The 25,850-nt window shown below is 64.2% G+C and carries 26 protein-coding genes; 14 read left to right on the forward strand and 12 right to left on the reverse strand.

What is annotated here, in order from left to right:
- Positions 1–3: 3 nt before the first annotated feature.
- The gene (locus tag IEV75_RS08780) at positions 4–591 is read left to right on the forward strand and encodes a TetR/AcrR family transcriptional regulator (protein WP_188452193.1); all 588 of its coding nucleotides are present in this window, start codon (positions 4–6) and stop codon (positions 589–591) included.
- Between the two features lie 8 nt (positions 592–599).
- Positions 600–1,424 (forward strand): alpha/beta fold hydrolase, encoded by an 825-nt coding sequence (locus IEV75_RS08785; RefSeq protein ID WP_188452194.1) that lies wholly within the window; start codon positions 600–602, stop codon positions 1,422–1,424.
- On the opposite strand, the gene IEV75_RS08790 is transcribed toward IEV75_RS08785, so the two are convergent.
- Positions 1,421–3,445, reverse strand: coding sequence for a PhoX family protein (locus tag IEV75_RS08790; protein ID WP_188452195.1), 2,025 nt, complete (start codon positions 3,443–3,445; stop codon positions 1,421–1,423). The two genes, IEV75_RS08785 and IEV75_RS08790, sit on opposite strands and share 4 nt — an antisense overlap.
- Before the next feature lie 158 nt (positions 3,446–3,603).
- Here IEV75_RS08790 and IEV75_RS08795 point away from each other — a divergent pair, with 158 nt between their 5' ends.
- From IEV75_RS08795 to IEV75_RS08820, 6 genes are all read left to right on the forward strand, one after another.
- The gene (locus IEV75_RS08795; protein ID WP_188452196.1) at positions 3,604–4,578 is read left to right on the forward strand and encodes an L-threonylcarbamoyladenylate synthase; all 975 of its coding nucleotides are present in this window, start codon (positions 3,604–3,606) and stop codon (positions 4,576–4,578) included.
- Between the two features lie 30 nt (positions 4,579–4,608).
- Positions 4,609–4,983, forward strand: coding sequence for a GrlR family regulatory protein (locus IEV75_RS08800; RefSeq protein WP_188452197.1), 375 nt, complete (start codon positions 4,609–4,611; stop codon positions 4,981–4,983).
- A 16-nt stretch (positions 4,984–4,999) separates the two neighbouring features.
- Positions 5,000–6,409, forward strand: coding sequence for an FAD-binding oxidoreductase (locus IEV75_RS08805; RefSeq protein WP_188452198.1), 1,410 nt, complete (start codon positions 5,000–5,002; stop codon positions 6,407–6,409).
- Between the two features lie 104 nt (positions 6,410–6,513).
- Entirely contained in the window at positions 6,514–7,296 is a 783-nt protein-coding gene (gene yaaA / locus IEV75_RS08810) for a peroxide stress protein YaaA (RefSeq protein ID WP_188452199.1), read from the forward strand.
- 93 nt (positions 7,297–7,389) lie between these two features.
- The gene (locus IEV75_RS08815; protein WP_188452200.1) at positions 7,390–8,190 is read left to right on the forward strand and encodes a 3-hydroxybutyrate dehydrogenase; all 801 of its coding nucleotides are present in this window, start codon (positions 7,390–7,392) and stop codon (positions 8,188–8,190) included.
- Positions 8,190–9,194, forward strand: a complete 1,005-nt coding sequence (locus IEV75_RS08820; RefSeq protein WP_188452201.1) for a patatin-like phospholipase family protein — start codon at positions 8,190–8,192, stop codon at positions 9,192–9,194. Before IEV75_RS08815 ends, IEV75_RS08820 begins: the two co-directional genes overlap by 1 nt.
- 12 nt (positions 9,195–9,206) lie before the next feature.
- On the opposite strand, the gene IEV75_RS08825 is transcribed toward IEV75_RS08820, so the two are convergent.
- Together IEV75_RS08825 and IEV75_RS08830 are read right to left on the reverse strand one after the other, a co-directional pair.
- Positions 9,207–9,611, reverse strand: a complete 405-nt coding sequence (locus IEV75_RS08825) for a gamma-glutamylcyclotransferase family protein (protein WP_188452202.1) — start codon at positions 9,609–9,611, stop codon at positions 9,207–9,209.
- Positions 9,608–10,816: a DUF418 domain-containing protein gene (locus IEV75_RS08830; RefSeq protein WP_188452203.1), complete on the reverse strand. Its 1,209-nt coding sequence runs from the start codon at positions 10,814–10,816 to the stop codon at positions 9,608–9,610. Before IEV75_RS08830 ends, IEV75_RS08825 begins: the two co-directional genes overlap by 4 nt.
- A gap of 180 nt (positions 10,817–10,996) precedes the next feature.
- Here IEV75_RS08830 and IEV75_RS08835 point away from each other — a divergent pair, with 180 nt between their 5' ends.
- Positions 10,997–11,308: a hypothetical protein gene (locus IEV75_RS08835; RefSeq protein WP_188452204.1), complete on the forward strand. Its 312-nt coding sequence runs from the start codon at positions 10,997–10,999 to the stop codon at positions 11,306–11,308.
- An 84-nt stretch (positions 11,309–11,392) separates the two neighbouring features.
- On the forward strand, positions 11,393–13,369 hold the full coding sequence (locus tag IEV75_RS08840; protein WP_188452205.1) for a hypothetical protein: 1,977 nt from the start codon (positions 11,393–11,395) through the stop codon (positions 13,367–13,369).
- Here the strand turns inward: IEV75_RS08840 and IEV75_RS08845 are convergent.
- From IEV75_RS08845 to IEV75_RS08870, 6 genes are all read right to left on the reverse strand, one after another.
- The gene (locus IEV75_RS08845; protein WP_188452206.1) at positions 13,366–14,013 is read right to left on the reverse strand and encodes an ABC-type transport auxiliary lipoprotein family protein; all 648 of its coding nucleotides are present in this window, start codon (positions 14,011–14,013) and stop codon (positions 13,366–13,368) included. The two genes, IEV75_RS08840 and IEV75_RS08845, sit on opposite strands and share 4 nt — an antisense overlap.
- Positions 14,010–14,966 carry an MlaD family protein gene (locus IEV75_RS08850; protein WP_188452207.1) on the reverse strand — a complete coding sequence of 319 codons (957 nt, stop codon included), beginning with the start codon at positions 14,964–14,966 and terminating at the stop codon, positions 14,010–14,012. Before IEV75_RS08850 ends, IEV75_RS08845 begins: the two co-directional genes overlap by 4 nt.
- Before the next feature lie 3 nt (positions 14,967–14,969).
- Positions 14,970–15,734, reverse strand: coding sequence for an ABC transporter ATP-binding protein (locus tag IEV75_RS08855; protein ID WP_188452208.1), 765 nt, complete (start codon positions 15,732–15,734; stop codon positions 14,970–14,972).
- Complete coding sequence (locus IEV75_RS08860; RefSeq protein ID WP_188452209.1) at positions 15,731–16,885, reverse strand: MlaE family ABC transporter permease; 1,155 nt, start codon at positions 16,883–16,885, stop codon at positions 15,731–15,733. Before IEV75_RS08860 ends, IEV75_RS08855 begins: the two co-directional genes overlap by 4 nt.
- 104 nt (positions 16,886–16,989) lie before the next feature.
- Entirely contained in the window at positions 16,990–18,189 is a 1,200-nt protein-coding gene (locus tag IEV75_RS08865; protein ID WP_233351811.1) for an MFS transporter, read from the reverse strand.
- Positions 18,190–18,284: 95 nt separating this feature from the next.
- Positions 18,285–18,815 carry a hypothetical protein gene (locus IEV75_RS08870; RefSeq protein ID WP_188452210.1) on the reverse strand — a complete coding sequence of 177 codons (531 nt, stop codon included), beginning with the start codon at positions 18,813–18,815 and terminating at the stop codon, positions 18,285–18,287.
- Positions 18,816–18,953: 138 nt separating this feature from the next.
- Here IEV75_RS08870 and IEV75_RS08875 point away from each other — a divergent pair, with 138 nt between their 5' ends.
- The 3 genes from IEV75_RS08875 to IEV75_RS08885 are packed head-to-tail and all read left to right on the forward strand — an operon-like array spanning position 18,954 to position 22,050.
- Entirely contained in the window at positions 18,954–20,234 is a 1,281-nt protein-coding gene (locus tag IEV75_RS08875) for a glycosyltransferase family 4 protein (RefSeq protein ID WP_188452211.1), read from the forward strand.
- Positions 20,231–20,950, forward strand: coding sequence for a class I SAM-dependent methyltransferase (locus IEV75_RS08880; protein ID WP_188452212.1), 720 nt, complete (start codon positions 20,231–20,233; stop codon positions 20,948–20,950). Before IEV75_RS08875 ends, IEV75_RS08880 begins: the two co-directional genes overlap by 4 nt.
- Positions 20,947–22,050, forward strand: a complete 1,104-nt coding sequence (locus IEV75_RS08885; RefSeq protein ID WP_188452213.1) for a hypothetical protein — start codon at positions 20,947–20,949, stop codon at positions 22,048–22,050. The genes IEV75_RS08880 and IEV75_RS08885 overlap by 4 nt, the downstream gene beginning before the upstream one ends.
- Here IEV75_RS08885 and IEV75_RS08890 read toward each other — a convergent pair.
- Together IEV75_RS08890 and IEV75_RS08895 are read right to left on the reverse strand one after the other, a co-directional pair.
- Positions 22,019–22,630, reverse strand: coding sequence for a class I SAM-dependent methyltransferase (locus IEV75_RS08890; RefSeq protein WP_188452214.1), 612 nt, complete (start codon positions 22,628–22,630; stop codon positions 22,019–22,021). The two genes, IEV75_RS08885 and IEV75_RS08890, sit on opposite strands and share 32 nt — an antisense overlap.
- Positions 22,631–22,643: 13 nt before the next feature.
- Positions 22,644–23,348: a hypothetical protein gene (locus IEV75_RS08895; protein ID WP_188452215.1), complete on the reverse strand. Its 705-nt coding sequence runs from the start codon at positions 23,346–23,348 to the stop codon at positions 22,644–22,646.
- Positions 23,349–23,402: 54 nt separating this feature from the next.
- Between IEV75_RS08895 and pip the strand changes: the two genes are divergently transcribed.
- Positions 23,403–24,374, forward strand: coding sequence for a prolyl aminopeptidase (gene pip, locus IEV75_RS08900; protein WP_188452216.1), 972 nt, complete (start codon positions 23,403–23,405; stop codon positions 24,372–24,374).
- 66 nt (positions 24,375–24,440) lie between these two features.
- On the opposite strand, the gene IEV75_RS08905 is transcribed toward pip, so the two are convergent.
- The gene (locus tag IEV75_RS08905) at positions 24,441–25,796 is read right to left on the reverse strand and encodes a sodium-dependent transporter (RefSeq protein WP_188452217.1); all 1,356 of its coding nucleotides are present in this window, start codon (positions 25,794–25,796) and stop codon (positions 24,441–24,443) included.
- Positions 25,797–25,850: the final 54 nt, after the last annotated feature.

Below are 25,850 nucleotides of genomic sequence, written 5' to 3' on the forward strand. Positions count from 1 at the left end.
GGTATGCCACAGGAAAAATCCACCCGCTCACGCATCGTCGAAACCGCATTGGAAGAAATGTCCAAAGGCGGGCTGGCCACCTTGTCGATTGGTCACCTCGCCAAGGCCTGCGCCATGTCAAAAAGCGGGCTGTTTGCCCATTTCGGCGGGCAAGAAGCCCTGCAGGTCTCGGTGATCGAGGCCGCTATCGAGCAATTCCGCCAGCAGGTAGTGGAACCCGCCCGCCAGCAGAGCGGCACGCTGGCCCGGATCGACGCACTGGGCACGAACTGGACAGGCTGGCTCTTGCGCGACCCGTCGCGCCCCTGCCCGATATTGCAAGCCGCTTTCGAGGCCCCTGCCCTGACGCCGAAGGCCGCAGAACTAGCCCGTCAGGCGCGGCGCGGCTGGACCGACTGGGTGGAGCGGCTCGCCAAGCTCGCCATCCACGAAGGCGGATTTGCCGCCAGCACAGACGCCAAGCGTTTTGCCTTCCAGTTCGAGGCGATTGGCGTGGGCTGCCAGTCCTGGTCCGTGGTTCAGGGGCGCGACGAGGCCGGGCGGCTGACACGCGCCAGCTTCACCGCCCTGATCGATAGCGCCCGCGCCTGAGATATCCCATGAAAACCGCAATCCTGATGGCCAATCTCATGGCCGCCATCGCGCCCGCACGCTTCCGCGCCATTGCCGCAAAGCGCTTTGTCCGCCCGCGCGTGCGCCAGCAGACCGATACGGGGCGGGATTTTCTCGCCACGCTGGACGCGGGATGGATCGAAGGACCGCTGGGCCGCCAGCGCATCTATAGCGGCGGGCAAGGCCCTGCCATCTTCTTCCTGCATGGCTGGGAGGCAGATGCGGCGGACCTCTCCAGCCACGCGCAGCACCTGATGGAAAACGGCTACTGCGTCGTCCTCATCGATGGCCCCGCCCACGGCGCATCGGACGGGCACAAGGCGACCCTGCCGCTCTTTGCCGAGGGCCTGGGTGCGGCAGCGGCCACATTCGGCCAGCCTTTCGCCATCGTCGCCCACTCCATGGGCGCGGCGTCCAGCGTGGTTGCGATGAGTGAGGGGCTGGTGAAGCCGGCGGCCTTCGTGGCGCTGGCCTCGCCCTGCTCTCTGGCGGGTAATATCGCCTTTCAGGCTGGCGCGATGGGCCTGTCGAAACGCGCCATCGCCCTGATGCAGGGCGGGGTGGAGCACGTGCTGAAAACGCCGATAGCCCGCTTCGATATCGCGCGGGACGCGCCGTCCATGACAGCGAAGGCGCTGTTCATCTACGGCGACAACGACACGATCGTGCCGGTGAGCGCGGGCGAGAGCGCCGCGAAGGACTGGCCCGGCGCACGGCTCGTCATCAAGCCGGGGCTCGGCCATCGCGGTGTCCTGCGCGATCCCGGTGTACTGGCCGAGGTGGCAGATTTTCTGGACAGCGTTCGGCCTTAAGCCCCGATCTTGCCGCCATCCAGACGCCGGATCGCGACCGTGGCCGAGCGCGGCAGAGTGCGCCCGCCATCGGGCCAGTGACTGTCGAAATTGGCGGCAGCGAAACCGGCCTCGGAGGTGTTCGCGCCGGGATGCTGGACGTTGATGAACATGGTGCGCTGATCGGGAGTCGTGACGACGCCGGTGATCTCGCAGCCGACAGGGCCTGTGAGGAAGCGGCGGATCTCGCCCGTATCCGGGTTGGCGGCCAGCATCTTGTTGTTGCCAAAGGGCGTATAGACACCGGAATTAAGGGCGCTGTCGGAGATATCGCACTGGATCCACAGACGCCGGTCGGCGTCGAACCAGAGCCCGTCCGGGGCCGCAAAAATAGCATCCTGATCCAGCGGCGCGCCATTGACGTCGCGGCTGTCGCCTTCAGGCCCGGCTAGCACAAAAATGTCCCAGTTGAAGCGGGTGGACGCCTGGTCGCCATCGGCCTCGTTCCAGCGGATGATCGAGCCGAACGCGTTGTCCGCACGCGGATTGGCCGCGTCCACCTGGTCTGCCGTGCGGCGGGTATTGTTGGTCAGCGTGAAATAGACCGCGCGGGTTTCAGGGTCGACCGCACCCCATTCGGGCCGGTCCATCGGGGTCGCACCGACAATGTCTGCTGCCGTGCGTGTGTTGATCAGCACATCGCCCTGATCGGTGAAGCCATTGCTCTCATCGAGCCCGTTCTGACCGTAAACGAGCGGCAGCCACTCGCCGCTACCGTCATCATTGAAACGCGCCACATAGAGCGTGCCGGTATCGAGAATATCGCCTCGCGTGACGCCGGGCTGATACGCGCCGTCAGAGACGAATTTGTAAATATATTCGAACCGGGAATCGTCACCGGAATAGCAGACCACAGGTTGGCCGGCCTCTGCCGGCGCGAAGACCACACCCTCATGGGCGAAGCGGCCCAGCGTGGTGCGCTTGACCGGGGTTGAATCCGGATCGAACGGGTCGATCTCGGTCATCCAGCCGAACATGTTGGGTTCATTGCGGTAATCGCCAGCCGGTGCATCGGCCTTGGTGGATGCATCAAAGCGAACATAGCCGTCTCCGCCATCATCAGCCAGGTGCCAGTTATGGCGGCTGACATCCGGGCGCACGCCATAGCGGGCGTGCTCGCGCGGCATCTCGCCATCGGTATTGACGAAATAGCCCGACCAGTTCTCTTCCGCGGCCATATAGGTGTTCCACGGCGTCACGCCGTGGGCACAATTGGACAGCGTGCCGCGCGTATGCGTGCCGTCCGGGCTGTAAAAGGTTGCCATCTTGGCATGGCCGCGTGCCGGGCCCGCAATTTCCATACGTGTCAGGCCGGTAATGCGCCGGTTGCGCGGGTCGGCCACGACCCGCCAGTTGCCATTCGCGTCAGCGCGCATGCGCACGACCGAGACACCATGCGCGTTAAGTTCTTTCAGCACATGATCGGCCGGTCGCGGCCCGGCATGATCGGGCGTGCCCCAGGAGCTGATCTCGCTACCTTGCGTCACGGCGTAATGCAGAAAGCGCGTCTCGATATATTCATGGTTCATCACCAGAAAGCCGTCGGTGGAACTGCCCTGCCACGGGCTATCGCCTTCAATGGGGAAGAAGTGCATGCCGTCATGATGCATGCCGGCCTGATGGGCCTGATCCTCGCCGGAATTGTCCGGTGCGAACGCCGGAAAATCACCGCTGATCGCATCGCCCCAGCGATAGATGACCCGCGCCTCATAACCGTCCGGCACGACGATAGTGTCGGTAGAGGATACCGGCACGGCGTTGAACCCCAGCGACGGACCGGACGATGCGTCCTGCGCCTCGGGCCGGCGTGCGCAGGCCGCCACCGGCCCGGCCACAAACCCGCTGACCGCCAGGCCCAGCCCGCCGCGCAGGAAGCTGCGCCGGTCAAGGCGCGCCTTGACCACATCGGCAAAAGGCCGGTTGCCCGAATTGTTGGTTTCCGGCTCGAAATCGGGATCGAGTCGTGCGGCGAGATCGGTCATCAAAGGCTCCGGGGAGATTCTTCTTGGCGTGGATATGGGCCTAGCAGCGCCATGTGACGAGGGTGTGATGGCCGCTGGCGCCTCTTCAGGGACGCTTTGACGCAGCTTGCGATGCACACCTCTTGCCTTTGCCCCACACACGCGCCAAGCCTTCCGCGATGAGCGATACAGCGACCGCCCCCACCCTGCCGGCACACGATGCTGTGAACCTTGACCGGGCAGCATCCCTGCTGGCGGACGGCGCTCTGGCAGCCGTTCCGACCGAGACCGTGTACGGGCTGGCTGCCGACGCCACCAGCCCGGCGGCCATAGCGGCGCTCTATGCAGCCAAGGGGCGCCCGCGCTTCAACCCCCTCATCGCCCATGTGGACGGTCTGGAGCGTGCGCTGGAGCTGGTGGAGCTGAGCCCTGCGGCAATTAAGCTTGCCCGGCAGGTCTGGCCGGGGCCGCTGACGCTGGTGGGACGTCACCGCGCCACGAGCCCGGTATGCGATCTGGCACGGGCGGGGCTGGACACGTTGGCGGTGCGCTGGCCGGATTCGCCTGCCATGACGGGGCTGGTCGCACGCCTTGACCGCCCGCTGGCGGCCCCCAGTGCCAACCGTTCGGGCAGTATCAGCCCGACCACCGCGCAGCATGTCGCCGATAGCCTGGGTGATCGTATTGGCCTCATTCTGGATGGCGGTCCGTGCCGGGTGGGGCTGGAAAGCACCATTCTGGCCGATCTGCCCGGCGGTCTGGTCCTGCTGCGCGCCGGAGCGCTGGAGGCCGGCCGTATCGAGGCGCTGACCGGCACGGCCCTGCAGCGCGCCAGCGCCGATACCGCCATCGCCGCGCCCGGCATGCTAAAGAGCCATTACGCGCCGGAAGCGCCCTTGCGGCTGGACGTTACACAGCCTGCTCCTGCCGAGACCTATCTGGCCTTCGGCCGCTGGCGCGGAAAGGCAGCCGCACATGTGCTGGACCTCTCGGCGTCCGGTGATCTCGCCGAAGCTGCCGCCCGGCTCTTCGCCCATCTGCGCACCGCCGACGCACTGGGGCGGCCGATCGCGGTGGCGCCGATCCCGCATGACGGTCTGGGCGAAGCCATCAATGACCGGCTTGCCCGTGCGGCAGCCCCGAAGGACAATTGAAGTCTGAACCCGTCAGCAGGCGAATCCCAAATGGACACCCAGACAGCAAAACCACGCTTCCCGCGCTCGCAATGGATACCCGATGGCGTCTATGTGGTGCGCTTCCGGAGCCCGCTGGACCAGTCCGGCGGCGTGGTCACCGTGCGCAATGGCCGCGCGACCGGCGGGGATAGCAGCTATTACTATGAAGGATGGCTGGAAGATGGGCCCGATGGCCCGCTTGCGCGCATGCTGTTTGTGCGTCACAGGCCCGAGACCGTATCAGTGGTAGGGGATGTTGCCCGCTTCAACGTGCTTTATGACGGCCGGGTGGACGGTGATCTCTACCATCTCGAAGGGCGCATGCATGAAGCGCCCAATCTGAAGCTGACTGCCGTCATGACCCGCCTGCCTGTCGAGCTGTAAGGAGCACCCGATCCCGATGACCGCCCTCGCCCCGGCTCTTGCGTCACTCACGGCAAGCCTCGACCCGAAATCCTGGTCAGCCGACCCGGCAGAGCTGGAGAGCCATGCGCGGGACTGGCGCGGGCGCTATGCGGGCGGCACGCCGCTGGTGCTGAAGCCTGCCAGCACGCAGGAGGCGGCCAGCATGCTGGCGGCCTGCAACGCCGCGCGCATCCCCGTCATGCCCCAGGGCGGTATAACCGGGCTGGTCGGGGCCTCCACGCCGGCCAACGAGGTCGTCATCTCCATGAAGCGGATGAACGCCATCCGCGAGATCGACACGGCCAATGAGTCGATGACCGTCGAGGCCGGCGCCGTGCTGCAGAGCGTGCAGGAGGCCGCACGCGGTGCCGGCAAGCTCTTCCCCTTAAGCCTCGGCGCGCAAGGCTCGGCCATGATTGGTGGCCTGATCTCCACCAATGCGGGCGGGGTGCAGGTGCTGCGCTATGGCATGATGCGCGATCTGGTTCTGGGGCTGGAAGCGGTCCTGCCCGATGGCCGGGTGCTCAGCGGGCTGTCGGGCCTGCGCAAGGACAATACCGGATACGATCTCAAACAGCTTTTCATCGGCGCGGAAGGCACGCTTGGCCTCGTCACGGCAGCGACGCTGAAACTGTTCCCGCGTCCGGCCTCGGTCAGTGTCGCGATTGCCGCGGTGCAAGACCCCGAGGCGGCCGTAACCCTTCTGGGTCATTTGAAGGACCGGACGGGCGGCGCGGTCAGCGCGTTCGAGCTGATCTCCGGCTTCGCCATGGAGCTGGTCTGCGCCCACGTGCCCGGCGCGCGCTCGCCACTGCAAGGCAATCCGGACTGGATGGTGCTGATCGAGCTGTCGAGCGCGGAAGAGGAACGCTCCGGCATTCTGATGGAAACCGCACTGGAAAGCGCCTTTGAGTCCGGTCTGGTCACCGACGCCGCACTGGCACAGTCCGAAGCGCAGGCCGCGCAGTTCTGGGCGCTGCGCGAGAATATCCCCGAAGGCGAGAAGGCACACGGCAAGGCCGCCAAGCACGATGTCTCGGTACCGGTATCGCGCATGGCCGCCTTCATGCGCGAGGCCACGCAGCAGGCCGAGGCGCTGGTAGACGGGTCGCGGGTGATCGCGTTCGGCCATGTCGGCGATGGCAATGTGCATTTCAATCTCGCCGCGCGTGAGCCCGGCACGGGAGAGGAGTTCATCGCGCGCGCAGCACCTGCCACCCGGCTGATCTACGACCTTGTGGACAAGCATCACGGCTCGATCTCGGCAGAGCACGGGATCGGGATCCTCAAACAGGCCGAGCTGAAAGCGCGCAAGCCGGTTGAAGTGGACGTGATGCGCGCGATCAAGGCGGTGCTTGATCCGCACAATATCATGAACCCGCGCATCCTCACCGGGCTGGACTAGGCACCACGCGCCCGGCTATTGGCATTTTCGGGCAACGCCCCTATTTCGATAGATACACTCACTAGAGTTCCCCGCACCAGAGCTACAGGCGAGACCCATCTTCCATGCTGATCCTTCTCTCTCCGGCCAAGCAGCTTGATTTCGAACCGGCCCGGCCCGAGCTGGAGACCAGCCGGCCTGAGCTTCTCAAGCGTACCGAGGAATTGTCGAAGACAACGTCGAAACTCTCGCGCACGCAGCTGCGCCAGCTCATGGACATTTCCGATGACCTTGCGGCGCTGAATGTGGAGCGCTTCAAGGCATTTGACCCAGGAGCCAAGGATGGCAAGGCCGCCGCCCTCGCCTTCGCCGGCGAGGTCTATCGCGGCCTTGATGCAGCAAGCCTGTCCAAGGACGATCTGGAATGGGCGCAAGGCCGCCTGCGTATCCTGTCAGGACTTTACGGCGCCCTGCGCCCGCTGGACGCCATCCAGCCCTACCGGCTGGAAATGGGCACCCGGCTGAAGACGAAGAAGGGCGCGAACCTCTACGAATTCTGGGGTGACGATATCGCTGCCGAACTAGCCCGCACGCTGGAGGGCCATGCCCACCGCGTGATCGTCAATCTGGCATCCAACGAATATGCGAAGGCAGCCCGCCTGCCGAAGATGAAATCGCGTGTCATCACGGTCGATTTCAAGGAAGAGAAGGACGGCAAGCTGCGCGCCCTGATGGTCTATGCCAAGAAGGCGCGTGGCATGATGGCCCGCTGGATCATCGAAAACCGGATCGAGGACCCGGACCAGCTTTCGCGTTTCAATGTCGAGGGTTACCGGCTCGATAAGGCAGGTTCCACACCGGACCGGCTCCTGTTCGCCCGCCCGCAGCCACCTTTGAAGAAAGGGTGAAGCCTGGCGCGCAGGCCTTGACAAAACCGGCGCAAACCGTCTTTTGCACTGCAACAAATCCCGACGCAGGCCTTCACGGCCAAGGAGACAGTCATGGGCGGTCTGAAGGCCGACTTGAGCGGCCAGGTTGCGGTCATTACCGGCTCGACCTCCGGCATCGGCCTCGCGCTGGCGCGCGCGCTCGCGGCCAGTGGCGCGAACATCATGCTCAACGGGCTGGGTGAGGCTGGCGAAATCGAAAAGACCCGCGCCGCGCTGGAGCAGGAATTTGGCGTAAAGGCAGCCTATAATGGCGCCAACATGCTGGAGCCGCGCGAGATCGAAGGCCTGATCGCAGAGACGGTCAAGATCTTTGGCCGGCTCGACATCCTCGTCAACAATGCGGGCATCCAGCAGGTCGCGCCGGTCGAGGAACTGGCGCCGGAGAAATGGGACGCGATTGTCGCGATCAACCTCACCTCCTGCTTCCATACTATCCGCCACGCCGTGCCGGTGATGAAAAAGGCCGGTGGCGGACGCATCGTGAATATCGCCTCCGCGCACGGGCTAGTCGCCTCGCCCTTCAAATCGGCCTATGTGGCCGCCAAGCATGGCGTGATCGGCCTGACCAAGACAGTGGCGCTGGAAGTGGCCGAAGCAGGCATCACCTGCAATGCCATATGCCCGGGCTATGTGCGCACACCGCTGGTGGAAAGCCAGATTGCCGACACCGCAAAAGCGCGCGGCATTTCCGAGGAGGAAGTCGTGCGTGACGTCATGCTGAGCGCGCAGCCGACCAAGAAATTCGTCGAATACGACCATCTGGCCGGGCTGCTGCTCTACCTGGTGTCAGAGTCCGGCGCATCGGCCAATGGCGCCGCCTTCCCGGTGGAGGGCGGCTGGGTGGCGGCCTGATGGCCAAGCCCGCCAGAGCGGTCTCGCTCGCCCTGCAGGGCGGTGGTTCGCACGGCGCCTACACCTGGGGCGTTCTTGACGCGCTGCTGGAAGATGGCCGTATAACCCCTGGAGCTATAACGGCTACCAGCGCCGGGGCGATGAACGCTGTAGCGCTCACCCATGGCTGGCTGGACGATGGGCGTGACGGTGCGCGCGCCAGCCTTGAAGCCTTCTGGCATGAAGTGTCCAGGCGCGGCGCTGCCTTCCGGCCGATGATGCCGGGCGGCACCTTCCTGAAGCTTATGCCCTTCTTCGACGCCTTCTCGCGCCTGACCAGCCCGTACGATCTCAACCCGTACAATCTCGATCCGCTGAAAGACATTCTGGACGCGCAGATCGATTTCGAACGCCTGCGCGTACAGACCGGCATACCGCTATTCGTGACGGCGACTTGCGTGACCACCGGACGCGCCGAGGTGTTTACCGGGCAACGGATCACGACCGATGCGGTGCTGGCCTCGGCCTGCCTGCCCTTCATCCGCCAGGCGGTGGAGATTGATGGCGAGCCTTATTGGGATGGTGGCTTTACCGGCAATCCCGCCCTGTGGCCGCTCTTTTATGCGGATACGCCCGGTGATCTGCTGATCGTCCATATCAACCCGCTAAAGCGCCCCGGCACACCCAAATCCGCCGATGACATCATGAACCGGGTCAACGAGATCACGTTCAATGCCTCCTTGATGGCTGAACTGCGCGCTGTCGCCTTCGTCAAGCGCCTGATCGAGGATGATCTCCTGAAGGACGCCGAAAAGGCCCGGCTGCGCAATCTGCACATTCATGCCGTCCGCGCCGACGAGGCGCTCAAGGATTATTCCGCCGCGAGCAAGTATGATACGAGCTGGCGCTTCCTGACCGGTCTTCGCGATGCGGGCCGGCAGGCGGCGAAGGACTGGCTGAGGACCTGCCACCAGCACATCGGCAAGCGCTCCAGCGTTGATGTGCGCGCAGACTATTTGCAGTAATCGCCCGGCGGGTCAGACCTTGCGGCCCGCCCATTCCAGCCAGTCGCCGCTCTCCACGCGGGCAAAGCCTGAAACCGGCCGGTTCCAGACATAGACCCAGGCTTCGGCATCTGGAGACAGGAGACGGATGCGCCGGCGCAGATAGCGCGAGCCTTCAGGTTTGTGCGGGTCGTAGTCCTCGAACGCGTCGAGCCGGGCAATGACGGACACATCGGTCACTTCAAAGAGCTCGCCAATAACCTCACCCTGTCCGGCGATCAGGCCCGGATACCCGCCCAGATCATGGATTACGCCCGGTATCCGGCACGGGCCGAGCGGCCTGAAGGCGCGCGCCAGCCCGAACTCGGCAAAGCCGGACGCGCCCTTGCGCAACAGGCCGTAAACCGCGAACGCGTCTCCCGCCTTTACCCCGCTCATGCCTTGGGCTTGGTGATCGGTTGCAGCTTCCAGTAGGTCAGCGTGCGCCACAGCCACTCAAACGGCCCGAAGCGGAAGACCTGCAGCCACACCGTCGAGACCGCAAGCTGTACCACCCAGATGGTCAGAACGATGGGAATGAGTTCCTCGCGCCCCAGCGTGCCGTAGAGGCCAAGACCGATCGTGCCTGTCGACAGGATGACCAAGGTGATCGTCTGGGTGAGATAATTGGTGAAGGCCATCCGCCCGGCCGCCGCAAACGGCGCGCGCAGCAGGGCCAGACCCGGCATCTTGCAGATCAGCATCACCACGCTGGCATAGCCAAGGGCGACCAGCAGGCTCGCGACGTAGTTGGTTGCCGTATGGAACCACATGCCGCGCAGATCGAAATTCTCCGCCACCGCATGCTGACCGCCATACCAGGCGAGCGGCAGGCCGATGGCGAGGCAGACCAGCGCGACAATGCCATAGCGTGCCACGCCCCATTGAAGGGTCAGGAAGCCGGACTTGAACAACGCCATGCCGAGGAACATGACGCCGATCACCCGCCCGCCAAAGAAGGCCAGTCCGGTCAGCTGGCCCATCAGGGCCATGAAGGCGTTGTGTGCCCAGCGCCCTGCACTGCCTTCCTGATACGCCGCGATAATGTTGGCCGCAGCTTCCGGGCTCTGCGCCATGCCGATGTCGGCCGCGTCGATATCACCCGGCATCAGCATGAACGATGCAAACAGGCCGACCATCAGCAAGCCGGTAAGCGTGATCCAGAAAAAGCCCCAGAACACCAGCTTGCCGACACTCATCTTGCGGAACAGCACGGCGATCATGCCGAACACTGCATAGGAGACCAGAATGTCGCCGAACCAGAGCGCATAGGCGTGCACCATGCCGAAGGCGAGCAGCCACAACATCCGCCGGTAGTGAACCTTCGTCGAGGAATCCGGTCCGTCCCCCGTCATCAGCAATATGCCCGCACCGAACAGGGCGGAGAAGATCGTGATGAACTTCATCTCGAAGAAGACATGGACGAACAGCCAGGCCTCGGCGCCCGCTGCGTCGAAGGCCGGATCGGCAGGCGGATACTGATAGGATTCCGGCAGCATGAAGAAGGTCGGGATATTCACCATGAGGATACCCAGCACGGCGATGCCGCGCAGTACATCAAGACTCTGGTGACGGTCTGCCACGGTCACTGGTGCCGAATTCATGGTGAAAAGCTCTCCCCTGCTGCTTGCCAGTCAACTTCACCCTGCCCGCCGAGCCATGCAAGGAGAAAACCTGGAGCGCAAACTCAACCTTACCAAGATTTCATGGCCGGAACGGGCAAATTGCCTTGAGCCGTCCCGCGTTGGGGTTCATAAGCAGGCGCAGGGATAGGGACCAAATCCATGTTAGGCGTGGCCATCGACATACTTCACTGGATCGCGGGAGCCGTTCTGGCGCTTGTGGGTATCGGCTATGACCGCGCGGAGGATTGCGCGCCGCCGGTTCGCCAGCAGAGCTTTGAGGAAGCCCGCTTCACAGACGAGGCAGCCGCCATTCACTTGCTCGCATCGGACATGCATGTAGAGCAGTTGCGGACCGCAGACGGCGATCTGGTTTTCGTCGTTCGCAGTGGCCAGGCCCAACCCGTCTCGGGCTGCGCTTCGGCGCCAGGTCACCTGCCATCCGTGCCGCCTCCGCCGGTCTTGCGGCTTTAAATTTTTCCCGTCTCGCCCTAGAACCAGCTTTTGCTGCCGGTATTGACGCTGGCACGCCACCTTGTGCTGTGATCGAGGCGAATAATGCCTGCCGATGATAACTCCGCCGCCAAAGCCGCCAAGACCGCCCAGCCGGCCACGCCTGCCGTGCTGAAAGATCCGGCGGAAGGGCAGGTGCCGGCCACACGCGGCGCTGAGCCGCTGAGCACAACTCCTGCAAAGCCCGCAGGCGGAGGCGGATGGATCGCGTTTGCCGGCGCTGCGTGCGCTGCGCTATGGCTCGGGGGTGCCGGTGCCTATCTCTATGGCTATGTGATCGATGATTTCGCGGCGCTGAGCCCCGCCCAGCTTGCGGGCATCGCCATCTTTGCGGGAGCACCCGCCCTGCTTTTCCTGCTGTCAGGGCTTCTCGGCCGGACCGTGGCCCGCGCGAGCGCGCAGATTCGCTCTGTCGAAGGCGCGGTCGCCCGGCTCTCGACGCCAGCTGATGCCCTGCAAGGCGAAGTTCGCCAGATGGCCGATGCCGTAAGCCTGCAGGTCGGGCGGATCAACACCGCGATGGACAGCGCCCTGGCGCGCCTTGCGGCCATGGAAGAGGTCATCACGCATCATGCCGACAGCCTTGAGGACACCTCAAAGGCTGCGCGGGAGCGGGTGGAGTCGCTTATGCGCTCGCTGAAGGGCGAACGCGAGAAGCTGGCCGAGATCGCCGACAGCCTTGACGACAAGGCAGCCCTGATCGCCGCCGCGATCCAGGAGCAGGGCGAAATGGTTGCGGCGGCGGCCGAGCTGGCGAACGAAAAGGCCAATGAAGGCGCCCTCACCTTGCGCGCCGGCGCTGAGCGCCTGTCTGGCGCCGGTGACGAGACCGTCAAGTCTGCCGAAAAGGCCTCGGAAATTCTGGCGCAGCGCGCCACCACCATGCGCGAGCTGGCTGACACGCTGAAAAGCCGCGGCGACGGGCTGGACGCGGCCTATCTCAAGCATCGCGAGCGCCTTGCCGAAGCCAGTGAGGCCCTGCGCAAGGAACAGGAGAAAATTGCGGCGGCGCTCGACTTTCACAAGGCAGAGCTCGCCACGCTCTCCAAGACCGCCGGCTCCGGTGCGGAAACCTTGCGCAAATCGGCCGAGGAGAGCGGCGCAGTGTTCACGCGCGCCATCAACGACGCCATCACCCGCGCGTCATCCCTGTCCAAAACGATCGAGAGCGAGACACGGCTGGCGGCAGAGGCCAATGAGGCGATTCTCAAGCGCCTGACCGAAACGGCACGGGAAGCCCGCGAAGCCGCCACGGAGTCGGCAGAACGCTTTTCAGGCCAGGCCAGCGCCGCTGAAGCCGCCCTGGAACGCGTCAGCGAAGCCGGGTTCGAAGCTGCCCGCCGGTCCGATGAAGCTTTCCAGGCGCGCCTGCGCGAAGCCGAGCTTCTTGTCGACAAGGCTGCAAAGGCGTCGGAGGAAGCCGGTGAGACCGTCCGCAAACAGCTCGCCGACACCCTGGAGGCCGCGCGCAAGCAGGCCGACCACGTGGAGATGATGCTGCGTGACATGCGGTCACGTTTCGATGACGCACCCGCCGCGGCCCGCCGCGCGACGCTTGAGCTTGAGCGCGCCCTGTCGGAAGGACTGGCCAAGCTGAACCAGACGGCGGAGGAAGCGTCGGAAAGCGCGCGCGAGATCGACGCCATGTTCCAGGCGCGCGTGCGGCATAATTACGAACTTCTGTCGGACTTCATGCTGCGCATGGGCTCTGTCGCCGGCGGACGCAAGCCGATCGATATCGCGCCGGATGAGGTGCCGGATCCATTGAATGTACGCCGGCGGCCAGCACGGCCATCCACGCCGGTGGATGAAGACGAGGTGCGGCTCGACGCCCGTGACCAGGTCACCGATGACGAGAACGAGAGTTCTCCGCCGGGACGCCCGCGCGACGAGCGGCTGGCCACTCAGGCCCGTCCCGAAGGCGGCTGGCGCTGGAAAGACCTCCTGGCCAACATGGACCCGGACGAGGATGACGAGCCGCCTTCAGGCGGGACAGCCAAACGCGGCAAGCGGCGCGACTAGCCGGGCGGCTGTGCCCCGGCGGCCTCGCCCTCTGCCTCAGCGACCTGTCCTGACGCCCAGTCCACCAGCTCAGCTGACATGTCCGATGCGGCCCTGCTGAACGCGTCGATGATCAGGCCCTGCCGGTTGCCGTCTGCCCGCCGTGAAACCTCGAAGGTACGCACACCGGATACTTCCCGGCTCGCTGTGTCGATAAGACGGGCGCGAACGGCAATGTCGATGCGCGGCGCGGCATTGCTGCCCTGATCATAGACCGCCTCGAAACGGCGCATCTCCATGCGCAGATCCCAGCTGGTCGCGACGCCATCATCCGGCCTTGCCGCGACGAGGGCGGTGGAACGCCGGTCAAATGTGTCCACCACCAGCTCCTGCAGGAGAACCGGCGCCGCACTGACCCAGTTTGCTCCTGCCATATAGGCTACCCGCCCCTCCCCGGCGTCCAGCGCGATCCGGTCACCGGAAAGGGCGCGTGGCGCCACAGGCCGGGCGATGCGCACGACTGGCGCATCGGGGTTTATCACCGCATCCGCTGGGACATGGTTCGACAGACGGTAGAGCGCACTGCTCTCCGACTCCGGAAGGAGCGAGATGCATCCTGAAAGCGCCAGCGCAGCGCCGGCCAGCAACAGGTTTCTGGTGATCATTGCGGCACCTCGACTTCCTCTCCCCGCCGCCGGGTCAAGAGCCCGCCGGGGTCGTTTTCAAGATCAGCTGTCAGGCGTTCCAGGTTTTCAACGAGCTGGCGCAGGTCATGCGACGCTGCATTGAGCTGGTAGACGCCATCGGTGGCGAATGTCTCCAGCCCCGGACGAAGGGCCACAAGAGCGTCATATGTCTCCATGGACGCCTGGTTGACCGCGATGGACGCAGCCTCGGTCTCGGCGACCATGGGCCCGACCTCATCTAACAGGAAACGCTCGGCGGTCACACCGAACTGCTCGATGCTCGCCGCAGCCGTCGACATATCGTTTGCCGCCCGTTCTATGGACGCAATCGTCTCACGCATTTCCGCCATCATCGCGCCGTTTTCAGCGAGCTGGCCCGACAGGGTGGAAAGGTTTTCCAGCAGGGTGGAGAACTGTTCCTGATTTTCCTCGTTGAGCAGGCGGTTCACCAGCACGCCGGTGGTCTGCACCGTTTCCAGCAGGGTCTCCCCGCCCTGAACGAGCAGATCCAGCTGCGTCTGCCGCGCATAGATACGCGCCGGACGGTCCCCGAACCGGGTCTCCAGCAGGGCCGAACCGGATTCGCCGGCTGAAATCTGGATATAGGACAGGCCGGTGAGCCCCTGCGGTTCAAGCTGGGCAAAACTGTCCACGCGCACCGGCGTGGAGGCGTCGATGCGGATGCGGGCGATGACTTCGCTGGTATCGTCCGGGTTCAGGCCAAGATCCACGACCTCGCCGACCTGGATGCCGTTGAAGCGCACTTCTGATGAAGTTCGAAGCCCCCTGACCGGGCCTTCGAACACGACATCATACTGGCGGAACTCGCGGTCGAACGAAGCCTGCGACAGCCAGACAAAAAACAGGCCGCCTGCCAGTGCCAGCAGGATCACGAACAGGCCGACCAGTGCATGGTGGGCACGGGTTTCCATCGTTCAGCTCCTCAATGCTGCCCGCCCGCGCGGGCCGCCGAAATAATCCTGTATCCAGGGGTGAGAATTGGTGGCCAGCCGCGCTATCGTATCGACGGCAATGATACGCTTCTCGGCGATGACCGCCACCCGGTCGCAAACCGCGTGCAGTGTGTCGAGATCATGCGTGACGAGCAGTATGGTCAGGCCCAGCGTTTCGCACAGCTCGCGGATCAGCTCGTCAAACGCCGCGGCACTGATCGGGTCAAGCCCGGCCGTCGGTTCGTCAAGGAACAGCACGTCCGGGTCCAGCGCCAGAGCCCGCGCCAGGCCTGCACGCTTCTTCATGCCGCCCGACAGCTCGGACGGGTATTTGTTGATCGCATCTGTACCCAGACCGGCGAGCCCCAGCTTGAGATCGGCAATCTCGTCCATCAGCGCTGGTGGCAGGCTGACATGTTCGCGAATGGGAACCAGTATATTCTCCCTGACCGTCAGCGACGAGAACAGGGCCGACCCCTGGAACAGCACGCCCCAGCGCCGCTCCAGTGCCGCGCGCTCCGCCGCTGTCATGCGCGACAGGGGCCTGCCGTCAAAGAATATCTCGCCACCATCGGGAGCCTTGAGCCCGAGTATGGTGTGGAGCAGGACAGACTTGCCGCTGCCTGAACCGCCAACAATGCCCATGACCTCGCCGCGCCGGACCTCAAGGTCCAGACCGTCATGGACGACATGGCTGCCGAAGCGCGTTACCAGCCCGCGCACCTCGATGAGGGGGCGTGTGCTCATATATCCGCCTCCAGATACATGAGGGCGAACAGCGCATCGATGACGATGACCATGAAAATGGCCTGCACAACTGAAGCGGTCGTGCGCTGGCCGAGACTTTCGACATCGCCGCCCACCTTCATGCCCTGACGGCAGCCTATAATGGCAATGACCAGTCCGAAGACCGGCGCTTTCGACATGCCGACCATGAAGTGCGTCCAGTCGACCACATTCTGCAGACGGGTGAGAAAGAAGCTGGGCGACACATCCAGCGTGACCCAGGACACCAGCAAGCCCCCGAACAGACCGGCCAGCATGGCCGCTAGCGTTAGCAGGGGCGCCATCACCACACACGCAATCACGCGCGGCACCACCAGAACCTCGTAAGGGTCCAGCCCGATGACGCGCATGGCATCGATTTCCTGCTGCATCTTCATCGAGCCGATCGAAGCGGTGAAGGCCGAATCCGACCGGCCCGCCAGCATGATCGCCGTGATCAGCACACCGAATTCCCGCAAGACCGAAATGCCAACCAGATCGACCGTAAAGATCGACGCGCCGAAGGTTTCCAGCAGGCTTGCGCCCATGAAGGCCACGACAGCGCCGATGAAGAAAGACAGGGCCGCGATGATCGGCAGGGCATTGATCCCGACCGTCTCCATCAGGTGGACCGTTGATGTCCAGCGCAGCCTTGCCGGGTTCAGCAGGGACGCTCCCAGTGTCACCAGCGTATGGCCGAAAAAGCCGAGCGTATCCCAGGCCTCGTCCAGAACGTGCTCGGTACCGGCACCCAGCCGGGTCAGCATCTTGCGTAATCCCCAGCCCGACGCCTCTTCCGGCGGGCAGTGATCCATACGCGCATGTACTTCCCGGATGAGTCTCGCAGCGACCGGGTGGTCCCCGCTTATCCGGCCTTCCGGTACCGGATCATCTCCCTGGCGGAGCGGACGTCCGAGCAGATAGGCCCCTGAGGTGTCGATGCGGCCCAGCCCGGACACATCAAGGTGCAGCGCCTTGACGCTGTGATCACGCTCGACGGCCCGCACCTGACGGTCCATCTGGCCGATGGTCTCAATCAGCCAGTCTCCGGAGGGCTCCAGCACAGCGCGGCCTTCGGCCTCGCTGACAGCGAGACGCGGCTGAACAAGCGAATCTGTGTGTCTGGCAGCCATAACCCTCCGGCGCGGAAAGCCCCGCTGCCCGTGTTATCGGGCGCTTCGCGCCCATTCCCAAGGGCTGGCAAGCCCGGTACGCGATATTATGCGCGCTATGACGCTTATCGGCCACGCCGGGTGAGCCACAATGCGCATAATCCGCCCAGCCCGGCCGGCAGGGCCATGAACGCAAAGCCGGCCGTGCCGAACGCTGCAAACGCGAGGCCGGAGACAAAGGTTGCACCGGCCAGCACCAGCCCGCCGGACAGTGCGGAATTCACTGCCTGGGCCGTCGCCGCCAGGCGTTCGGGCGCATGGTCGGCCGCATAGCGCAGAAATCCCAGATAGGCGGCGGCAAAACTGAAAGCATGAAGGCCCTGCAAAGGGAACAAGAACCATAAGGGCGGCGACAGGGCCAGCGCCAGCCAGCGGACCACGGCCATCATGCCCGCCAGCGCCATCATGGCCGCCGGGCTCCACCCGCGCAGCACCCGTCCCCAGACGGCAAAGAAGATGATCTCCGCGCCGACACCCGTCGCCCACAAGGCGCCTATTGCCCAGGCAGGCACGCCATCAGCGCGCCAGGCCAGCGCCGAAAAGGCATAGTAGAAGCCGTGCGCGCCCTGGATAAGGGCGGAGGCCGCAAAGGCCAGTGGAAGTCCGGCGCCCAGCAGTATGCGCAAAGGCGGCGATGCGGGCCGCTCTGTTCCCGGCATGGCATCAATCCGGCCAGCGGGCAGGAAGGCGGCCGTCAGCGCGGTCAGGGCGGCACCGCCCAGCACCCAGACCAGAACGGCTTCTCCGCCGAACGCGGAGATCAGCGCCCCTGCCCCCAGATTACCGATCACGAACAGGGCCGAACCGAATGCCCGCGGTATACCGAACGCAAAGCCTTCCTTGCGGGCCTGACCCATCGCAAACGCATCCACAAGGGGGATGACGCCTGTAACGGCAGCACCGCTGAGCCCGGCCAGCACGAGAATAACGAGAGCCGGGGAATCGGGGATGTGGGCAAGGAAGACGGCCAGCCCCGCCAGCGAAAAGGCCAGGATGGCATCGCGCCTGCGCATGGCCCGGTCGGACCAGAACGCACCCAGCGGCGCGACGGCCACACGGCCCACCATGCCAGCTGCGGCTGCGATACCGATCAGTTCGGGCGTCAGGCCGCGCTCGGCATACCAGACCGGCATGTAAGGCAGATAGGCCCCGAAACCGAGATAAAAGGCACCGTAGAACAGCGCAAAACGCGTATCGATGCGGGCGAAGAGTGCGGCGGGGCTGATCACCCGCGCGGTGTAGCGCGGCGCAGGCGGCGCGGGCAATGGGGGTGGATCATGCCCTGCTAACCACTACACCCCGTGGCCACCTACTAGCCACTCAAAATCGCGACGGAACTTTTGGCGCAGGGGCATTTCACTTATTGGCACAAAAGTCGGCTCTCATGCACCATCATCGCACTGGCCTCTACATTCTCAATCACACTGCGTGCGATGATGGGGTCAACGTCACGAAATGCGACAGGTAGTGGCCGACCGAACAAGTCCAGCTGCCCCAACTCGTTGCGAAGCGCAGCCCAAGTCTGATCAGAAAAATGTTGCCAAGTTTGGTCGTCACATGACGGCAATGAGTAGCCAAATGACACTGTTTCACCGCAACTCCGGTAGCGGACATAACCAAAAAATTCTCCTTGAATCGGGATCATCGCGTCAACAGCACATGGCGCACTGCCCCACGACAGCGGATTGAAAATCTCGACTCCGCGCGAAACTACAACACTTGATCCGCCTTGACGCTCAACCCACTCAACAAATTCGTCTAAATTCTGCCTCGACTCGGCTCTGCTTTGCATAGGTCGCAAATAATGAAACCATAATGCAAAACTTAGAACCGACACGAGAACTAGTGACAAGGCAATTACTAAAAGTGCACTCTTTATTTTCTCAAGCAACTTCCCATCCCCTCGCTCTCCGTGCAAGCAAACCAGCGGTTGCCCGAAGATTGCTTGACGGGATCCAGCAGCGCCAAGTGAACAGCGTTCACATAAGGGCTTGGCGACGCACCCTAGCCCGTCTAGCTTCCCGCGCCAATGAAAGACCTTGCTGATTATCCCCTGTCACAGCGCCCCTTGCGGGTGCTGGTGACCAGCTATCGCTCCCACCCGCATGTCGGTGGGCAGGGCATTTATGTGCATGAGCTGACGCGCGCGCTCAAAGCCGCGGGCTGCGAGGTGAGCGTGGCCTCCGGCCCGCCCTACCCTGAGCTGGATGCCGGTATCGAGCTGATCAAGCTGCCCTCGCTTGATCTCTTTGCTGTCGATAACGCCATGCTGGCGCTGCGCTGGCGGCATCTGGCCAGCCGGGCCGACCGCGCCGAGTGGCTGGCCCACAATACCGGCGCGTTCGGTGAGATGACGGCCTTTGCGCTGCGTCTGGAGGAGTTCATCGCGCGTGAGAGCCACCGCTTTGACATAATCCACGACAACCAGACGCTGGCCATGCCGATGGCGCGCATCGCGCAAACCCTGCCCGTCATCACCACCCTGCACCACCCGATTGCGATTGATCGCGATTTCGCGGTGGCCGGCGCGCATACCCGGCTGGGCAAGGCGCTGTCCTGGCGCTGGCATTCCTTCGTGGATGAGCAGGCAAGGGCGGCACGCGCCCTCACCCATTTCATCGCGGTTTCCGATGCCGCTCGGCGGTCTTATGCGGAGCGTACCGGCATGGATCCGAGCGGCGTACGCGTCGCCTATAACGGCATCGACCATGTGAGCTTCACGCCTGACCGGTCGGTAAAGCGCGAGCCCGGGCTGATCGTTGCCAGCGCCAGTGCCGACGTGCCCATCAAGGGGCTGGATGTGCTGATCGCAGCGCTTGCGCGCCTGAAGGACAGCCATCCGGCTGCACGCCTGACCGTCATCGGTCAGCTGCGCGAGGGGCCGACCAAGCGCATGCTGGAGCGCACAGGCCTGTCTGACCGGGTGAATTTCGTATCCGGCCTGACGCGCGAAGAGATTGCCGGCCTGCACCGGCGCGCCAGCGTGTTTGTATCCGCGTCGCGCTTTGAAGGTTTCGGCTTTCCGCCCGCCGAAGCTATGGCCTGCGGCGCGCCGGTTATTGTGTCGGACGGCGGCGCTCTGCCGGAGGTGGCGGGAGATGCGGGGATTGTGACCCCTGTTGGCGATGACGCGGCGCTGGCGGCGGCGATTGCCGGCGTGCTGGACGATGAAAGCATGCGCCTTGCAATGAGCCAGGCTGGCCTGAACCGGGTACGCACGCTTTTCCGATGGGATCTCCATGCAGGCATTTCCATTGGCCTCTACCGCGATGTGCTGGGCCTGACCGATGCCGGAGTGATTGCGGCATGATGACAATCGACCCCGACCGGCTGGACCTTGCCGACGGCCAGCGCGTACTGGATCTGGGCTGCGGGCGCGGCCGTCACCTGCATGCGCTGTACTGGCACGAACGCGCGCTGGACGTGACCGGGCTGGACCTCGATTTTGCCGATCTGGGCGCGGCGATCGATGGCTTTTTCGAGCTGCCCCCGCCACCGGAAAATCCCCCGCGCACAGCGGTCTTCACCGTGGGCGATGCGGGCCGCCTGCCCTTTGCAGACAATAGCTTTGATGCTGTCATCTGCTCTGAAGTTCTCGAACACCTGCCCGACGTGCCACTGGCACTGAGCGAGATTGACCGCGTGCTCAAACCCGGCGGCAAGTTTGCCCTGTCCGTGCCGCGCTACTGGCCGGAAAAGATCTGCTGGATGCTGTCGGAGGACTACCACAACACGCCGGGCGGGCATGTGCGTATCTTCAAGGATGGCGCGCTGCGCAAGCAGGTGGAGGCACTCGGCTACACCTTCCGCCAGCGTCACTGGGCGCACGCCCTGCACAGCCCGTTCTGGTGGCTGCAATGCGCCCTGTGGGAGCGGCGCGAGCGGAGCGCCATGGTGGCCGCCTATCGCAAGCTGCTTGAATGGGATTTGCTGTCCGCGCCGCGCCTGACGCGTTGGAGCGAGAAGGCTCTGAACCCGCTTCTGGGCAAGTCTGTCGCCCTCTATTTTGACAAGGCCCGCCCATGAGCCCGCGTTCCATCATCACGGGGCTGGATATCCGCGCCTGCGCCGACCGGATCGAAGCGCTGCAACAGCGTGACGGGGCGATACCGTGGGTGGAAACCGGCGTCTGGGACCCGTGGAACCATGGCGAGAGCGCGATGGGCCTTGCCGTGGCCGGACGGGTGGAAGGCGTGCATCTCGCGCTGGACGCTCTGGCGGCCCGGCAGGAAGCCGATGGCGGATGGACGGGCGAGCTGGGCGCGGGCATCCCGATGGATGAAAGCGGTGAGCGCATTGCACCGCCGCCTGTGCCCGTGACAGCGCGCGACACCAATTTCGCTGGCTATGCCGCCGTTACCGTGATGCGCTGCGCGCTGGCCTTGGACGAACCGCGCCTGATTGCCCGCTATTTTCCCATGGTTTCGCGGGCACTCGATTTCGTGATGAATTTGCAGACCCGTTATGGCGACGTGGTCTGGCGCGCGCCCGATATCGGCCAGCCTCTCGAAGAGGTTGATGCCTTGCGGGCAGGCAATTCTTCACTGTTCAAGAGCTTCGAGTGCGGCCTGCGCATGGCGGAGATCCTTGAAAAGCCACGCACTGACTGGGCACGCGCCCGTGCGGCCATAGCCCGCGCGCTGACCGCCATGCCGGAACGGTTTGACCGCAAGGGCATCGACCGCTCTTCCTACGCGATGGACTGGTACTATCCGGTACTGACCGGCGTGCTGACGGGCGCAGAAGCCCGTGCACGCCTGGATGAAGGCTGGGACACATTTGTCGTCGCCGATCTGGGCTGCCGCTGCGTCACCGGCGAACCCTGGGTGACAGCTGCCGAAACCGCCGAGCTGGCGCTGGCCTGCATGAGCGCCGGACGGCGGGAGGCAGCACGCGCGCTCGTCAATGAGCTGGCCCCGCTGGCCGCGCCAAATGGCGGCTACTGGATGGGCTGGCAGTATGAGATTGGCGATGTCTGGCCCAAGGAGCGCCCGTCATGGACGGCTGGCGCGGTTATTCTGGCTGCTGATGCGCTGGACGCGCTGTCACCGGGTTCAGACCTGCTGGTGCGCCATGCCCGCGCGGATGCGTGGACTACAGGCGGCGCAGAAATTCGAGCGAATTGACCCGCTCCAGCGGCTCGAAAAGCCCGGAGGCCACGGCCAGCTTCCAGATTTCATAGGGCGGCCTGCCACCATCGGCAGGGTCGGGAAACACGTCATGGATCGCCAGTACGCCGCCGCGTGCGACATGGCCTGCCCAGGCACGATAATCGGCCAGCGCGGTGTCCATCGCATGCCCGCCATCGATGAACACCATGGCCAGCGGCGTCGCCCAGTTCGCGCCTATGGTGGCCGAGGGGCCGACAAGCGCCATGACCGTCTGCTCAAGGCCGGCAAGGGCAATGGAGCGGCGGAACGCAGGCAGCGTATCGACGCGTCCCAGCTCCGCATCGAAATGCGCCGGGTCGTGATAGCCCTCGCCGGGCTGGTGCTCTTCCGAACCGCGATGGTGGTCCAGCGCGTAGACGATGCGGCCCGATTCCCAGGCCGCCTGCCCCAGCCACACGCTTGAGCGGCCGCACCATGATCCGATTTCCAGAACGGGCCCTTGGACGGCAAGCGCACGCACGTGACGCGCGAGCGCCTCACCCTCTTCCCGGGCGAGAAAGCCTTGTACATTATCAGGATCGAAGGCGGGCTGCATGGACCGGATTGGCTCAGCTGGCCAGAGCGTTGCTGGCCGCCCAGCGGCGGTCCGCCAGCGCATCGGTCGCGTTTACCAGTGCGCTGATACTGTCATCAAGGCGGGAGAGCGCCTCACTCAGCGTCACCCGCTGGTTTGAGGTCAGTCCGGCGCGGTCATCTACCGATACAGCCTGAAAGAAGGTGCGGGCGCGCCGGGCGGAGGCCAGCACTGTCTCCACCGAGGCGATATCACGCACCAGCTGGCTTTCCGGAAGCGGCGTGCTGGTGCTGGCAACCACAAGAGCTGCCTGTGAGACGTCATCGGCCAGATCACTGGCCAGAACGATATCGCCAGCCAGATAGGACGGCAGAGCATCGCCCGCCTGCCGAATATAGTCTCCGGCCGCATCACTGCGCTCCGGTGCGCCGCCCACGAGCCGTCCCAAAAGGCCGCGGGCGGAACCGTCAGCACCGAGCGTCCAGCCGCCCGCCTCTTCCTGGCGCATACGGAAGGCGGCAACAGCGGTCCGCAGATCTTCCTGCGCGCTGACCGGCATCTCCGAAGGGGAACGTGAGGCGATATCAACAGGCTGGCTGACGCAGCCTGTCACCAGTACCGCCGCCGACAACATCAATGTCAGTCCACGTAGCGCGCGCGTTACGGTCACAAGGGCCCCGGCCGATGGCTGTGCTGCGATACGAAGGCGTATCGCTTCCGCAATTGAATAAAACCTCATAGTGTTCCGATACTCAAAGCGAAATCGCATCCTTGACTGTTTATAGGGCCGCCCATGGACACTTTGCGCAAACGGGAACGGATCGGCCTCTACCCTGCCATTGAGCCCTACCGTACCGGCATGATGGATGTCGGCGAAGGGCATACGCTCTACTATGAAGAATGCGGGCGGGCCGATGGCGTTCCAATTATTGCGCTGCATGGCGGGCCTGGTGGCGGTGCGGCACCGTCCATGCGCCGCTTTTTTGACCCGCATGTCTATCGCATCATTATCTTTGACCAGCGCGGTTGCGGCCGGTCGAGACCGTTTTCCGATACCCGTGCCAACGATACGCAGCGCCTCATTTCCGACATGGAAACCATAAGGGCCGCGCTGGGCGTAGACCGGTGGATTGTGTTCGGCGGATCGTGGGGCGCGACGCTTGCGCTCGCCTATGCGCGCGCCTGCCCTGAACGGGTGATGGGACTGATCCTGCGCGGGGTGTTCGGATGCACGCAGGCCGAGCTCGACTGGTTCTACCGGGACGGTGCCAACCAGATATACCCCGATGCGTGGCAAGCGCTCACAGGGCGGCTGTCCGCAGCAGAGCGCGAAGACGTGCTGCGTGCCTATCATGCCCGCCTGCAGATTGATGACCTGGACACACGCCGCGAGGATGCCCTGGCCTGGGCGCAGTGGGAAAATGCGCTGATCAGCCTGGTGCCGGACAGTGGCGCGATCGCCCCTGACCCGCGCCGGTCCGATGCACTGGCGCGGATGGAGACCCATTACTTCGTCAACAAGGGCTTTCTTGAGCGCGACGGCGTGCTGATCGACGATACCGGCCACCTCGCCAGCATTCCCGGCGTGATCGTCCAGGGGCGTTACGACATGGTGACGCCGGTGCGCGCGGCCTGGGCGTTGCGTCAGAACTGGCCGTCAGCCGAGCTGCACATTGTGCCCGATGCCGGACATGCCGCAGGCGAACCGGGAATAGTCGACGCGCTGGTGCGCGCGACTGACCGGCTTGGCGCGAAACTGGGCTGAAAACTCACCGAATGGAAAACCCCGGAGCGCGCTGGCTTGCGCTCCGGGTTCTGCGTTGGACAGACCCTACCCCTGAAGGAAGGGCAGCGGTACGCCGAAGGCCGATGCAATGCCGCCGGCGAGGATAGCAAACACGGCAATCGGTGCCAGGAAGCGGATGATGAACCGCCATACCGCGAACACGGTATCGGAGGCCCCGGCCAGCTCGTGACGCATCAGCGAGCGGGTGACCACCCAGCCGGTGAACAGGGCGATCAGCAGGCCGCCCAGCGGCAGGAAGACCTGGCCCGACAGTACATCGAGCAGATTGAAATAGCCTCCCGAGAAAGCAGCGCCGCAGCCTACCAGCCAGATGATGATGCCAAAGAACACGGCCGATCCGGTCTTGCCGAAATCGGTGTGTTCCTCGGCAAAGGCCACCACGACCTGCAACAGCGAGATGGATGAGGTAAGCGCCGCGATGAAAGCCAGGATGAAGAAGGCCGTGCCGACATATTCACCGCCGGGCATCTGGGCAAAGGCCGAAGGCAGGGTCTGGAAGAACAGGGCCGGTCCGGCATCCGGGCTGAGCGCGAAGGCGAACACAAACGGGAAAATGGCAAGGCCGGCCACGATGGCAACCATCGTGTCAGCGCCTGCAATGATTACCGAAGAGCCCGCCAGATTGTCGGTACGCGGCAGATAGGAGCCGTAGGTAATCATGATGGCGCCGCCGACGCCGATCGAGAAGAAAGCTTGCCCCAGTGCTGCGAGGAAGGTTTGCGGGCCCAGCTCGGAGAAGTCCGGCGTGAAAAGGTATTCCAGCGCGCTGCCCATGTCCGCCGTGAAGGCCGCATATACCACCAGGCCGATGAGCGTCAGGAAGAAGATCGGCATCAGGATGGTGACAGCACGCTCAATGCCCTTGGTGACACCCAACGATACGATGCCGACAGTCACGATCATGAAGGCCGAGTGCCATCCGATTACGGTGTTGGTATCGCTGGTCAGCTCACCAAAGGCGGCAGCCACCGTTTCCGGCGCGGCGCCGACAAACTCCCCGGCTCCCATCTTGAACACATAGGCAACCACCCAGCCGGCAACGACCGAGTAGAAGCACAAGATGAGCACGGCTGCCACCATGGACACCCAGCCCGCTACCGCCCAGAGACCTGGAGCACCGGCGTCAAATGCCATCTTGCGGACCGAACCCACGGCCGAGCGGCGGGCGTGGCGGCCGACAGAGAGTTCGGCCATCAGGATCGGAAGGGCGATAAACACCACGCAAAGCAGGTAGATGACGATAAACGCAGCCCCGCCATTCTCGCCCGCCACGTAAGGAAAGCGCCAGAAATTGCCCAGGCCCACTGACGAGCCGATGGCCGCCATCAGGAATCCGAACCGCGTTCCCCAGGTACTGTGTGCGCCGCCGCCGATGGCCATGTGATTTCCCCCGCTTTTGAAGCTGATTGTTATGGATGATTTGGCGGGGAGACT

This window comes from Glycocaulis albus (genome assembly GCF_014639075.1).
GTDB classification, from domain to species: domain Bacteria; phylum Pseudomonadota; class Alphaproteobacteria; order Caulobacterales; family Maricaulaceae; genus Glycocaulis; species Glycocaulis albus.